The sequence below is a fragment of the Streptoalloteichus tenebrarius genome (assembly GCF_024171885.1).
GTDB lineage: Bacteria > Actinomycetota > Actinomycetes > Mycobacteriales > Pseudonocardiaceae > Streptoalloteichus > Streptoalloteichus tenebrarius.
Genome location: NZ_JAMTCP010000015.1, coordinates 82,829 through 95,660 on the forward strand (window position 1 = coordinate 82,829; position 12,832 = coordinate 95,660).

Sequence of the window (12,832 nt, forward strand, 5' to 3'; positions counted from 1 at the left end):
AACATCCCCGAACGACCGTGACCAGCGAGCCCACCGTGCCCGTCGCGCCCGGATCGGTGGCCGCCCACCCACCTCCGATCCCGTGACTCCCCACGCCGCACCGTGGTCGAACCCTGCTTCAACCGGTTGAAGCAGATCGCGCGGTCGCCACCCGCGGCGACAAGACCGCCATCTCCTACCGAGGGATGGTCGATCTGACCACCCTGCCCATCTGGCTTTGGGGCAGGCCCCGGGGCTCGCGCCGGCGGGAGCGGCGACCAGGAACAGGTGAGAACGGCGACACGGGGTTCCCCTGCTGGTCTTCGGCCGCCGGCGCGGGGAAGGCACGGCTCCGTGCGCCGGCGCGGAGACCTTGCCGGCGCGGGGAGTTCGCGCACAATGGGCGAAGTGCGGATCTTGTCGTTCCCCGAGGCGGAGACCCCACCGGAACTCCGCGACCAGGTCATCGAACTCCAACACGAGGCGTGGCCGGGCGAGGCGGTGATCCCGCCCCTCGACCCCGCCGAGCGCGGGGGTCGGGTCGTCACCCATGATCCGGCGCTGAACCCGCGATCCATGCTGTTGGTCGACGACGGCGTGGTGCTGGCGGCCCTGGACATCCTGACCAAGGAGATCGCGCACGCCGGCCAGCACTACCGGGCCGGTGGGCTGGGCAGTGTGGTGACCCGGCGGTCGGTGCGGGGCCGGGGGTACGGGCGACGCCTGGTCACGGCCACCCGGGAGACGATGGCGGCGTCCGGTCTGGACGTCGGGGTGTTCACCTGCGCGCGGCCGGTGCGGCGGTTCTACGAGAGCGCGGGCTGGCACCTGTTCCCCGGCGCGGTGCTCGTGGGCGGGACCCGCGAGGCGCCCTACCCCAGCGACCAGCCACATCTCGACGCGGTGGTCATGGGCGACTTCTTCTCCCCGAGAGCGCGGGAGAACCACCTCTCCTTCCACAACGCCCGGATCGAGCTGTACTCGGGCGAGATCGACAAGCTGTGGTGAACGGGAGAACGCCCCGCTCCTGACCGGAACGAACAGGACAGGACGGGACAGGACTGGACAGGACGGGATCTTTCGGGACCGCCGGGCAGGGGCGGCGGTCAGCCGACGGCCTCCCGGACCGCCTGGTACACGCCGAGCACCGCGCCGGCGACCGGCACGAGCGCGATCAGCGCCGCGTACTCCAGCGCGTCGAACCACCGCGCGGTGGCGGGCGAGTGCGTGTTCCTGGCGACGCGCTGGGCGTACCAGAGGCAGACCGCGCCCGAGACGGCGACGGCCGCCGCGACGCCGAGCAGCCATGTCCAGTCCACTGTGGACGCCAGAAGGAGTCCGAGCCCGGTCAGGATCACGAGTCCGACCACGACCAGCACGACGCGCTGCGCGGCCCCGGCGTAGGCGCGGGAGCGCAACAGCCAGGCGAGCCCGGTGAGGCCGACGAGCACCGCGGACCAGGTCGACGGCGCGTCGAGCAACAGGACGGCGCAGCAGCCGGCCGCCACGGCGCCGAGCGCGCCGACCAGGCCGGTGAGCAGGTCGGCCGCCGCCTCGGTCCTGCCGAGGACCTCCGCGCCGGGCGTCGGCTGGTCATCGGCGCGGAAGGACTCCATGTCGCTGGGCACCCGGGGGCGGGGTAGTCCGGCCAGCCGCAGGGCCACCATCGGGGCCGCCGCCGCGAGGGCGACCACCAGCGGCGCGGTCACGGCGGCGGCGTGTGCGGGTCGGACGTCGAACAGCAGGACGGTCGCCGTGGCCAGCGCACCGCAGCCGGCGGCGGTCGCGACCGCGACGAACCACGCCGTCGCGTGCGCGACGACCGTGGCGGCGAGCGCGGCGTACACGGTGGTCGCTCCCAGCGCGAGCGCCAGGGACCCCGCCTCCGGCGGCCACGCCACGTACGGTGGCGGCGCGGTGGCTCCGGCCAGCGGCGCGGCGAGCAGCCCGGCGGCGGCGCAGGCCACGCCCGCCTGCGGGTCGCCCAGTCCGCGCACGAGCCCGCCGCCGGCGAGCAACAGCAGCAGGCTGACCACGCCGACGCCCCACGCGACGGCGGGCCGCCCGGACAGGCCCGCGAGCACGAGCAGGGCGCTGGCGAGGAACAACAGGGCGGCGGCGGTCAACGCCAGCCGGCGCCCCACGGCGGGCCGCCAGGAGCCCCGCCGGTTCTCGGCCGCGCTGGCGATGGCGTCCACGACGTCGTCGAACAGCAGCGGGGGCTCGTGCCGCTCGCGGGGCCGCAGGTGGAGGACCTCACCGTCGCGCAGCGCGGCGGCGGAGACGGTCAGGCCGGGCGCGAGCGCGGGCTCGCCCAGCCGGGACAGCCCCCAGCCGGTGCTGTGGTCGCCGGGTTGGGGCGGCGCGCCGGCGAGCCGGACCAGTTGCGGGATCACCTCGGCGAGCGTGCACTCACGGGGGAGGGCGACGTCGATCCTGGAGCTGGGGGCCACGACGGTGACCCGGCACGGCGCCGACGGCGTGGTCATGGCCGGGGCGCCTCCAGCGGCCAGTCGGGCAGGTCGGCCGCCCTGGTGGCGGCCTCGATCAGCGGGGCGTAGCTGGCGGTGGTCGCCTCGGCCAGCCGGTCCATGGCGTTGTTGACCGCCTCCAGCACGATGGCGCCGATCTCCTCGGGGTCGTGGCGGCGGACCGTGTCCGGGTCGATGGCGATGTCGGTGAAGCGCCCGTCGCCGCGCATGGTCGCGGTCACCTCGTGGTCGCGCGAGTGGCCCCGGACCTCCATGCCCCGCACGTCGCGCTCGACGCGCTCCAGCTCCTCCTGCTGCCGGCGGACCTGCTCCATGATGTCCTCGACGTCCATGACGTCGTCGCGGTGCTCGGCCATGGCTCCCTCCTCACCTGACGTGGATCTTGCCGACCTCGACCAGGTCGTCCCACCGTCGTCGCAGCTCCTCGACGACGTGCTCCTGGCGCACGGCCGCGCCGTGCCGCGCGTACAGCTCGCGTCCGATCTCGATCCCGATCTGGTCGCCCCGGTCGACCTTCCCGTACTTCCAGACGTCCCAGACGTCCGCGCCCCACGCGGCGACGCTGCCGGAGCCGAGGCCGAGCGAGGCGGAGACGTATCCGAAGTGGACGTTGCCGAGGAGGTCGAACGGCATGGCGGCCTGGCGGCCGTGGATCGTGCCCAGTTCCGGGGGCAGCGGGGTGGACAGCTCGTTGCGGCCGAGCATGTCCCACATGCGCAGGAAGTCCGGCTTGAGGTCCCACTTCCTGCCGTCCTCGTACAGGTCGACGAAGGCGCGCAGGTTGAGCGCCACCCCGCCGCTGCCCCGGATGGCGGCGGCCTCGGGGCTGGCGGCGTCGGTCCGCATCCGCCAGGTCAGGAACTCGACGCTGTCGGTGAACTCGGTGCCCGTGCCCAGCCCCCACCCCTGCGCGGGGGGCAGGGGCGGGTTGCGGGTGCCCGAGGAGACGGTGGTGGGGAACTTCCGCACCTCCGCCTCGTCGAGGATCCTGGCGAGCCAGTCCCGCACGTTCCTGGCCTGGATGAAGGACTGGTACGCGACCTCGTCGCTCAGGGCGTGGAGCAGGAGGGGCAGCGGGATGAGCGCGGCCTTGGCGGCGACGCGCTGCGCGCCCAGCCGGAACGCGGCGATCACCTGCTCCATGCGGGCGTGGGCGGTGCGGAGCGCGTAGGAGCAGCGGTACAGCCAGTTCTTCTCGGCGCGCAGCGCCCGCACGACGTGGCCGAGCCGGGCGGTCCAGCGGCGCACGCCGGCGGCGTGTTCCTCGTACGCCTGGCCGGTCCAGTCGCGCCCGAGCGACCGGGTGTGCGCGCCGACCGACTCGACGACCTTCTGGAGCCGGTCGGCGTGGATCCGGTGGCGTTCGGCCTGGCGTTCCAGCTCCGAGGGGTCCCCGGTGACGCTCCGCCGGATCTTCTCCAGCTCGTCCAGGAAGTGTTGGGTGTGCGCCGCGAGCACCGCCCTGGACCGGGCGGCCTGCTCCGGGGTGATCACGCGGTCACCCGGCCGTCGGCGTCGCCGTCGATGGCGACCCGCACCTGGTCGGCGCCCACCTTCATGTCGAACACGGCGTCCTGTCCCGGCATCGCCCTGACGGTCGTGGTGGCCCCGTCCTTGGTGGTGACGGTGACCTCCACGCGGCCGGCGGCGGCGCCGGGGCCCGGCTGGTCGACCGGGATCCAGGACAGGTCGGAGCCGGGCGTCCCGCCGGGGGTCGGGAACAGGGCGGGCGGGCGGTAGTTGGTGATCGCGTCGGGGATGCGCGAGGCCGCGTCCGCGCCCACCGGCAGGGGCAGGGGCGTGGGCGCCGGCTCCGGGCTCGGCGCGGGCGAGGGGTTCTGGCCGGGGGGCGGCACGGGGGTCGGCCCCGGCGTGGGGCCCGGAAGCTGGCCGGCGCCGTTGTTCTCGCCCGCCTGCGCGGAGTTGTGCTCGAACAGCTCCTGCAACAGCCCGGCGATCTCGGCGACCTTGCTCAGGATCGTGCCGGCCTCCTGGAGGCCCAGTCCCTTGAGGATCTCGGCGAAGCCGTTGATGATGCCGCGCAGCGAGATGGTCGTCTGCGCGGCGGTGATCTTGGCCTTGGCCATCGCCCCCGGCTTGCCCGCGGCCGCGGCGGCGAGCAGCGGGATGATCCGCGCGTCGCCGGCGGCGATGCCCTTGGCGAAGGCGACGCGGCTGCGCTGGATGACGTCGGCGGCGCTGGTGAGCACCTCGGCCGTGCCCGAGAGAAGGCTGATCATGTTGTCGAACCGGCCCAGCAGCTCGGCCAGCTTGCGTTGCGTGTCGGCGGACTTGCCGCCCGCCGGCCACACCTCGCGCAGGTCCCGCGCCGCGGTCTGGAGCCGCCCGCGCAGCTCCTGGAGGCGCACGGCCTGCTCGGCGAGCTGGCGCGCGTGGGACATGATCCGCTCCGGCGCGCCGGTCTCCACGGACCGCATCACCGGGAAGATCGCGCCGTTGAGCCGGCCGACGCAGCCGCAGGACAGTGCTCCGGACATCGGTCCCTCACCTCACTTCCACGATCGGCCGGACAACAACAACACCGACAACACCGACACTACGGGGACGACGCCGGGCACCACCGGACGACGGCGAGACGGCGACGGTCCGGCATCAGCCGGCGGCGGTCGGCACCAGCCGCCGGCGGACGGCCCGCCGGCCGGTCTAGCCCCGGCGGAACAGGCCCCACTCCCCCGGCCGCACCGAGGACCGGCCGAGGCGGGTGATCGCGTCGCTGATGCCCGCGTCGTTGCGGCGGTAGTGGACCGCGTCGTCCTCGGTCAGCTCGTTGACCGCCTGCCACACCGAGCACATCTGGACGAGGGTGCGGGTGATCTCGTCGTGCAGCCGCTGGTTCACGGCGGCGAGGACGCCGCCGATGCCGGCGAACGCCTCGGCCGGCACGCGCGTGGCGTCCAGCCGGTCCACCAGCGTCCGCGTCTCCACGAGGATGCCGCTGATGTTGCCGGCCACCTTGGCCACCCCGTCGGTCCGCACGTGGACCTGCCGCAGCTCGGACGGGATGTTCCTCCCTCGGTCGTCGCCGCCCATCCCGGTCGCCTCCCAGTTGTGTCGTCCCACGGCCGGTGCCGGCCGTGTCGTCGCTCGGCGGCGAGAGTAGGGCGCGGTCGAGGGGTCGGCGGACGGCAAAAGTACCCACCTCGGGTCCGTCGCGCCCGAGCAGACTGCGGGGCATGGCACCACGGCCGACCAGGGCACGGCGGGCGCGCGCGCCGCGGCAGCCGACCGGGGAGATCCAGCTCCAGTCGCCCCCCGCGCTGACCAGGGGCTCGCACCAGGCCGCGCTCCAGATGCTGTTCCTGCTGCCCATGATGCTGGGCATGGGCGCGATGTCGTTCGTCTACATCGGACGCGACGGTGGCGCCATGACCTACGTCTTCGGCGGGCTGTTCGTCGTGGTGACGGTCGGCATGATCGTCACCACGCTGGCCGGCGGCGGCAGGGCCACCCGGACGAAGATCAACGAGGAGCGGCGGGACTACCAGCGGTACCTCGCGGGGCTGCGGCGACGGGTGCGCGAGGTGGCGGGGCAGCAACGCGCGGCGCTGTTCTTCGCCCAACCGGACCCCGGCGACCTGTGGACGTTCGTGGAGGGCGAGCGGTTGTGGGAGCGGTCCCGGTCCGATCCCGACTTCGGCCAGGTCCGGCTCGGCCTCGGCCCGCAACGGCTGGCCACCCGGCTGCGCGCCCCGCAGACGGTGCCGCTGGAGGACCTCGACCCGGTCTCCTCCACGTCGCTGCGGCACTTCATCCGCGCCCACTCGACCGTGCCCGACCTGCCGGTGGCGATCTCGTTGCGCTCCTTCGCCAGGGTCGAGCTGGTGGGCGACCGGGCGCGGTCGCTGGACCTGCTCCGGGCGCTGCTGGCCCAGACGGTCGTCTTCCACTCCCCCGTCGACCTGCGGCTGGCGCTGTGCCTGGCGTGGGACCGGCACGCCGACTGGGAGTGGGTGAAGTGGCTGCCGCACGCCCAGGACCCGGCGGCGGCCGACGCGGCCGGTCCGGGCCGGCTGGTCGCGGACAACCTCGACGCGCTGGCGGACCTGCTCGGCGCGGACCTCGGCGACCGCCCCGCCTTCACCCGGCGGACGGGCATGGGCTTCGACCACGCGCACCTGCTCGTGGTGGTCGACGGGGGCCGCACCCACGGCGACACCCGGCTGGCCCCCGCCGGCGGGCGGCACGGCGTGACCGTGGTGGTCGTGTCCGAAGTGGACCCCGCGACGCCGCCGGACCCGACCGCGCTGCGGCTGCGCGTGGCCGGCGAGCGGATGGGCAGGATGACCGGCGCGGGGTCCGAGGCCAGGGTGGAGTTCCTCGGCCGGCCGGACCGGCTGGACGAGGCCTCGGCCGAGGCGCTGGCCCGCGCCATGACCCCGCGCCACCGGGCCGTGACCACCGCCCGGTCCTCGGCGCCCACGGTGTTCGGCCTCGCCGGGCTGCTGGGGATCAACGACCCCAGGGACGTGGACACCCGCGTCACCTGGCGCCCCCGCGCGCCCAGGGACCGGCTGCGGGTCCCGATCGGACTGGACCCCGAGGGGCGGCCGGTGGAGCTGGACCTCAAGGAGTCGGCCGAGGGCGGCATGGGGCCGCACGGCCTGGTGATCGGCGCGACCGGCTCCGGCAAGAGCGAGCTGCTGCGCACGCTGGTCACCGGGCTGGCGGTCACCCACTCCTCGGAGACGCTGAACCTCGCGTTGATCGACTTCAAGGGCGGGGCCACGTTCGCCGGCATGACGGGACTGCCGCACACCTGCGCGGTGATCACGAACCTCGCCGACGACCTCACGCTGGTCGACCGGATGGCCGACGCCCTCAACGGCGAGCTGGTGCGGCGGCAGGAGCTGCTGCGCGCGGCGGGGAACTTCGCGTCGGTGCGCGACTACGAGCGGGCCAGGGAGGGCGGGGCCAACCTCGCCCCGCTGCCGTCCCTCCTCGTGATCATCGACGAGTTCAGCGAGCTGCTGTCCAGCCGGCCGGAGTTCGTCGACCTGTTCGTGATGATCGGCCGGCTCGGGCGCAGCCTCGCCGTGCACCTGCTGCTCGCCTCGCAGCGGCTGGAGGAGGGCCGGCTGCACGGGCTGGAGGCGCACCTGTCGTACCGGATCGGCCTGCGCACCTTCTCCTCGTCGGAGAGCCGGACGGTGTTGGGTGTTCCCGACGCCTACCACCTGCCCGCGATCCCGGGTTCGGGCTACCTGAAGAGCGGGACGGACACGCTGCAACGGTTCAAGGCCGCCTACGTCTCCGGGGAGCTGCCGCCGAGGGCGGCCGGTCCGGCCGCCGCGCCACCGCCCGGCCGGCGGGTCCTGCCGTTCGCGCTGGCGCGCGTGGAGCCACCAGACACCGCGCCCGCCGCCCAGAACCCCTCGGCCACGCCCGCCAACGGCGGCGGCAACGGCGGCGGCAGTGGCGGCGGCAGTGGCGGCGGCGAAACGATCATGGGGGCGATGATCTCCCGCCTGGTCGGCAACGGGCCGCCCGCGCACCAGATCTGGCTGCCGCCGCTGGACCGGCCACCCACCCTCGACCAGGTCCTGCCCCCGCTGGGCATCGACCCCGCGCGCGGCCTGTGCCCGGTCGGCTGGGAGGGCAACGGCCGCCTGATGGTCCCGGTCGCCGTCGTGGACAAGCCGTTCGAGCAACGCCGCGACCTGATGTGGGCGGACCTGGCCGGCGCGGGCGGCAACGCGCTGGTGCTCGGCGCCCCGCGCAGCGGCAAGAGCACGCTGCTGCGCACCCTGGTGGCCACGCTCGCCCTCACCCACACCCCGCAGGAGGTGCAGTGCTTCCTGCTGGACATGGGTGGCGGCGCGCTCGGCCCGGTCGCGGGGCTGCCCCACGTCAGCGGGCACGCGCCGCGCCGCGACCCCGAGCGGTGCCGACGGCTGGTCGCCGAGGTCACCACGATCCTGGAGGAGCGGGAGACGCTGTTCGCCGAGCACGGGATCGACTCGATCACCACCTTCCGCGCGCGCCGCGCCGAGGTCGCCCCGCTCGTCCACGACCAGCGCGAGTTCGGCGACGTCTTCCTCGTCGTCGACGACTGGGGCACGCTGCGCGAGGAGTACGAGAACCTGGAGGAGGCGATCACCAGGCTCGCCCTGCGCGGGCTCGGCCTCGGCGTGCACGTGGTGATCTCGGCCAACCGCTGGATGACCGTGCGGTCCCAGCTCCTCGACGCCCTCGGCACCCGCTGGGAGCTGCGGCTCGGTGACCCCTCCGACTCGCTGGTGAGCCGGCGCGCCGCGGAGAACGTGCCGGTGGGCGCGCCGGGGCGGGGCCTGACGCCGGAGGGGCTGCACTTCCTGGGCGCCCTGCCGAGGCTGGACTCCGACCAGGACCCCGGCACGCTGGCCGCCGGGACCGCCGACCTGGTCGGTCGGATCACGGAGGCGTGGCCGGGTCGGCCCGCTCCCCCGGTCCGCCTGCTGCCGCGCGAGGTGCCGTACGAGGAGATGCCCACCGCGGCCGAGCGCCCCGGCCGGGCCGTGCCGTTCGCGCTCGCCGAGTCCGACCTCAAGCCGGTGTTCCTGGACTTCGACCTGGAGCCGCACTTCCTGGCGTTCGCCGACGTCGGGAGCGGCAAGACGGCGCTGCTGCGCACGGTCGCGGCCGGACTGGTCCGCCGCTACACCCCGGAGGAGGCCGCGATCCTCGTCGTGGACTACCGGCGAGGTCTGCTCGACGCGGTCCGGGGCGACCACCTGCTCGGCTACGCGGGGTCGGGGCCGGCGCTGGAGGGCTACGTGACGCAGGTGGCGCAGGCGATGCGGGAACGGCTGCCGGGACCGGACGTCACGCCGGACCGGCTCCGCGCGCGGGACTGGTGGAGCGGCCCCGAGTTGTTCCTGCTCGTCGACGACTACGAACTCGTCGCCGCGCAGGCGAGCATGTCCCACCCGCTGGCCCCGCTGCTGGAGTTCCTGCCGCAGGCGCGGGACATCGGCCTGCACCTGGTCGTCGCCAGGGGCAGCGGCGGCGCGGCGCGCGGCATGTTCGACCCGGTCCTCACCCGGATCAAGGAGCTGGGGTCGCCGGGGCTGGTCATGTCGGGCAGCAGGGACGAGGGCGTGTTGCTCGGCGACGTCAAGACCACGCCGCAACCCCCGGGCAGGGGCTACCTGGTGAGCCGGCGGACGGGCACGGAACTGGTGCAGGTGGCGTGGACGCCGCCGCACCAGTGAGGCCGCGGGGTGACCGTGGTGATCGGAGCCCGTGGTGATCGGAGCCTGTGGTGATCGGAGCCTGTGGTGATCGTGGAGCCCGTGGTGATCGCGGAGGCCGTGAAGACCTTAGGGATCGCGGTTGCCGACCGGGCGGACCCGGGCGGATGGGCCGGAGGATGCGGGTAATAGTGCCGCCACCGCCACCGGCAGTTGTGCCGTCCACCAGGGGTCGCGTCGAACCTAGGGTTGGCCGCGTCGTGGGGAAACCAACGAGACGAGCGGCGGGAGGCGACCAACGGTGAACAGTGGCTTCAACGTGGAAGCTGGGAGCATGGCCAAGGCGGTCAGCGACTTCCAGGACGCGGCGAGCGCCATGAAGGCGCAGATGGACGCGCTCCAGTCCGAGCTGGCCGCGTGGGCCCTGACCGGCTACCAGGGCGCGCAGGCGGACGCGTTCCGCCTGCTGCACCAGGAGTTGCAGGACGAGCAGGCCAAGGTCCGGAGCTGCCTGGAGTTCCTGTCCGAGCGGGTGCAGGACAGCTCCCGGCAGATGTTCCAGACCGACGACCAGCTCCGGCAGGACTTCCAGGGCCTGCGGGGCCTGGTGAACGGCGGGGACGGCGGCGACGTGCTGAACCGGTTGCGGGGCGCCCAGTAGGCCCTCGGCCGGGACCCGTGCCGGCCATGACCCGACAAGCTCCTCGGAAGGGATGACACCGAGATGTCCGAGATCAAGGTTGACTTCACCCGGCTGGCCGGCGCCGCCGAGCACCTGGCGGCCAAGGCCAGGGCGCTGGAGGCGTGCCAGGGGCGGCTGGAGGACTCGCTCAAGCCGTTGGCCAGCATCTGGCTGGAGTCCGGCAGCGAGTCGGCCCAGGCGCTCTTCCGGTCCAAGGACGAGCTGGCCGGCGCGGTCAGGAGCACGGTGCTGACGCTGCACCGGTTCTCCGACACGGTGCAGCAGGCCGTCGCCCGGCAGCACCGGGAGGAGCAGCTCAGGGCGGCCAACTTCGGCCTGCGCTGAGGCCTCCCCGCCGACCCCGGCACTGATTGTCCACTGTGCACTGTCCACATGTCACTCCCGCTCCGGGTGGGCGACCGGGCGCCGTCGCGGGACCGGGTCGTCCGCCCGGGGCGCCGTCCGTCCCCGGCTCCGGCCACGGGACACCGACCACGGCGGAGGAGGTCGCGGTGCCGGCCAACAACCCTTCCTTCCAGGTTCACCTGAACTCCCTCACCGACTTCGCCAGGGAGCTGGGGACCCAGCTCGCGGGCACGGCGGCGCTGCTCGCCCGGCTCGACGCCATGGCGACGGCCGCGCTGCCGTTCGGCGCGTTCGGCGAGGCGGACGCGCTCGCCGAACGGCACGGCGGGGCGGTCCGCGAGTTCCGCGGCGTGTTGGAGCGGGCCCGCCAGGCCCTCGACTTCGCCGAGGACGTCACCGGCACGGTGGCCTCCTCGTACCAGCGGGTCGACCACCAGGTCGCGGCCGAGCTGTTCCCCCTGCGCCCGCACGGCGACAGGACCTGACCATGCGCGCCAGAACCGACTTCTCCCGCTACAGCCACCAGCAGCTCCATGCGATGCTGCGGGCGGGCGACCCCAACCGGTCGCGCGCGGCGGCCGAGTCGTGGGACGCCGTGGCCCGCCGGCTGCACGAGCAGGCCGGCGTGCTGGAGTCCCAGCTCCGCCAGTTCCGGGACCGGTGGCGGGGCGGCGCGGCCGACCAGTACTTCGCGATGATCACCGATCTGTGCCGGGGGCTGCGCCGCACCGCCGACAACGCGTTCACCCTGAGGAACCTGGTGCACGACGCGGCCGACGCCCTGGCGAGGGCCCAGGCCGCGATGCCGGCTCCGGTGCCCGTGCCCGACCTGCCGGCCGCCACGGTCCGCATGGCGACCCTGCCGGTGGACCTGGGCGCCTGGGCGTCGTCGGACGACGTGGCCCGCGCCCGACGGCTCCAGTCGGAGGCGGCCGGCGCGGTGCGCGCCCACCAGGACGCGCTGCGCGTCTCCCACGCCGCCCACGCCAGGGCGGTGGCCGTGATGACCGAGCTGGCCGGACGTTACGGCACGGCCGAGAACGCGGTCCCCACCTCGATGGCCGACGGTGTGCCGGCCAGGCCCGCCCCCGGCGCCACCGGCGGCGGTGGCGCCGGGGCCGCGTCCGGCGGGGGTCCGTTGTTCAGTCGGATGTTTCCGGCCGGCCTGGCCGCGGCCTCGGCCGCCGCGGCCGGCCGGTTCGGGGTCGGGGGCCGGCTCCCCCGGGTGCCGGTCTGGGCGCTGCCGGGCGGGGCGAACCGGAAACCCGGTGACGGTCGGCCCGACCCGGCGGACGCCGCGCCGTCGCCCCCGCCGTCGGCGACGGTTCCCGACCCCCAGGGCGCGTCCCCTGCGGACTTCGGTGGCGGCGGTGGTCTCGGCGGTGGTGGTCTCGGCGGGGCCGACCTCGGCGCGGGCCTCGCCGCCGGTGGTGGCGGTTCGCTCGGCGGCGACGCGCCTCCTCCCCCGTCCGCGCATCCCGGGATGCTCGGCGGCGTGTCCCCGCTCACCGCGGCGGCCGGCGCGGGCGCGTTGGCCGCTGGGGCGGCGGCCGGGCATCAGCGGTCGGGTCCCGGCGCGATGCCGATGATGCCCCTCATGCCGTTCGGCGGAGCGGCCGGCGACGCGGGCTCGGGGCGTCGCGTCCCGCCGTGGCTGACCGAGACCGAGGAGGTCTGGGGCGAGTCGGCCGCGATCACGCCCTCGGTGATCGGGGAGGCCCCCGAGCCCGACCAGGAACCGCCGGCGGGACGACGGCTCTGACAGCGGGAGGCAGGTCATGGCGTTCGAGGTCGAGACCAGGGCGATCAGGGCGACCGCGGCGAACGTGGCCCCCTCCCGCCAGGAGCTGACCGGCACCCGGTCCGAGGTGGCCGCGCACACGCCGCCCGCCACGGCCTTCGGGGAGCTTCCCTCCTCGGAGCGGGCGGCCGACGTCCACCGGCGGAACCTCGCCGAGATCGGCGCGCGGCTGGACACCGCCGCCAGGGATCTGGACGAGATCCTGCGTCGCCTCGACGAGGCGGCCGCGCAGTACGAGGCGACCGACCGGGCGACGTCCGAGGAGATCAACCGGGCGCGGTGAGTCTGGTCGGGACGATGCTCCTGCCGCCGACGAGGGCGC

The 12,832-nt window shown here is 74.7% G+C and carries 12 protein-coding genes; 7 read left to right on the plus strand and 5 right to left on the minus strand.

Annotated features, from left to right (window positions below; translation table 11 throughout):
* The first annotated feature begins 387 nt into the window (after nucleotides 1-387).
* Nucleotides 388-987, plus strand: coding sequence for a GNAT family N-acetyltransferase (locus tag LX15_RS15000; protein ID WP_253670197.1), 600 nt, complete (start codon nucleotides 388-390; stop codon nucleotides 985-987).
* 98 nt (nucleotides 988-1,085) lie between these two features.
* Here LX15_RS15000 and eccD read toward each other — a convergent pair whose 3' ends face one another.
* The 5 genes from eccD to LX15_RS15025 all read right to left on the minus strand — a co-directional run bounded on the left by eccD (nucleotide 1,086) and on the right by LX15_RS15025 (nucleotide 5,522).
* Nucleotides 1,086-2,468: a type VII secretion integral membrane protein EccD gene (gene eccD, locus LX15_RS15005; protein WP_253670198.1), complete on the minus strand. Its 1,383-nt coding sequence runs from the start codon at nucleotides 2,466-2,468 to the stop codon at nucleotides 1,086-1,088.
* Nucleotides 2,465-2,827 (minus strand): YbaB/EbfC family nucleoid-associated protein, encoded by a 363-nt coding sequence (locus LX15_RS15010; protein WP_253670199.1) that lies wholly within the window; start codon nucleotides 2,825-2,827, stop codon nucleotides 2,465-2,467. The genes eccD and LX15_RS15010 overlap by 4 nt, the downstream gene beginning before the upstream one ends.
* 10 nt (nucleotides 2,828-2,837) lie before the next feature.
* Nucleotides 2,838-3,965: a polymorphic toxin type 44 domain-containing protein gene (locus tag LX15_RS33130; protein WP_253670200.1), complete on the minus strand. Its 1,128-nt coding sequence runs from the start codon at nucleotides 3,963-3,965 to the stop codon at nucleotides 2,838-2,840.
* Nucleotides 3,962-4,969: a WXG100 family type VII secretion target gene (locus LX15_RS15020; RefSeq protein ID WP_253670201.1), complete on the minus strand. Its 1,008-nt coding sequence runs from the start codon at nucleotides 4,967-4,969 to the stop codon at nucleotides 3,962-3,964. Before LX15_RS15020 ends, LX15_RS33130 begins: the two co-directional genes overlap by 4 nt.
* A gap of 166 nt (nucleotides 4,970-5,135) precedes the next feature.
* Entirely contained in the window at nucleotides 5,136-5,522 is a 387-nt protein-coding gene (locus LX15_RS15025; RefSeq protein ID WP_253670202.1) for a hypothetical protein, read from the minus strand.
* 143 nt (nucleotides 5,523-5,665) lie between these two features.
* On the opposite strand from LX15_RS15025, the gene eccCa reads away from it, so the two are divergent.
* From eccCa to LX15_RS15055, 6 genes are all read left to right on the plus strand, one after another.
* The gene (gene eccCa, locus LX15_RS15030; protein ID WP_253670203.1) at nucleotides 5,666-9,682 is read left to right on the plus strand and encodes a type VII secretion protein EccCa; all 4,017 of its coding nucleotides are present in this window, start codon (nucleotides 5,666-5,668) and stop codon (nucleotides 9,680-9,682) included.
* 298 nt (nucleotides 9,683-9,980) lie between these two features.
* Nucleotides 9,981-10,322, plus strand: coding sequence for a WXG100 family type VII secretion target (locus tag LX15_RS15035; protein WP_308213470.1), 342 nt, complete (start codon nucleotides 9,981-9,983; stop codon nucleotides 10,320-10,322).
* A gap of 63 nt (nucleotides 10,323-10,385) precedes the next feature.
* Nucleotides 10,386-10,688 (plus strand): WXG100 family type VII secretion target, encoded by a 303-nt coding sequence (locus LX15_RS15040; protein ID WP_253670205.1) that lies wholly within the window; start codon nucleotides 10,386-10,388, stop codon nucleotides 10,686-10,688.
* Between the two features lie 167 nt (nucleotides 10,689-10,855).
* Entirely contained in the window at nucleotides 10,856-11,194 is a 339-nt protein-coding gene (locus tag LX15_RS15045) for a hypothetical protein (RefSeq protein WP_253670206.1), read from the plus strand.
* A 2-nt stretch (nucleotides 11,195-11,196) separates the two neighbouring features.
* Nucleotides 11,197-12,471 carry a WXG100 family type VII secretion target gene (locus tag LX15_RS15050; RefSeq protein ID WP_253670207.1) on the plus strand — a complete coding sequence of 425 codons (1,275 nt, stop codon included), beginning with the start codon at nucleotides 11,197-11,199 and terminating at the stop codon, nucleotides 12,469-12,471.
* Between the two features lie 16 nt (nucleotides 12,472-12,487).
* On the plus strand, nucleotides 12,488-12,793 hold the full coding sequence (locus LX15_RS15055; RefSeq protein WP_253670208.1) for a hypothetical protein: 306 nt from the start codon (nucleotides 12,488-12,490) through the stop codon (nucleotides 12,791-12,793).
* Nucleotides 12,794-12,832 lie beyond the last annotated feature (39 nt).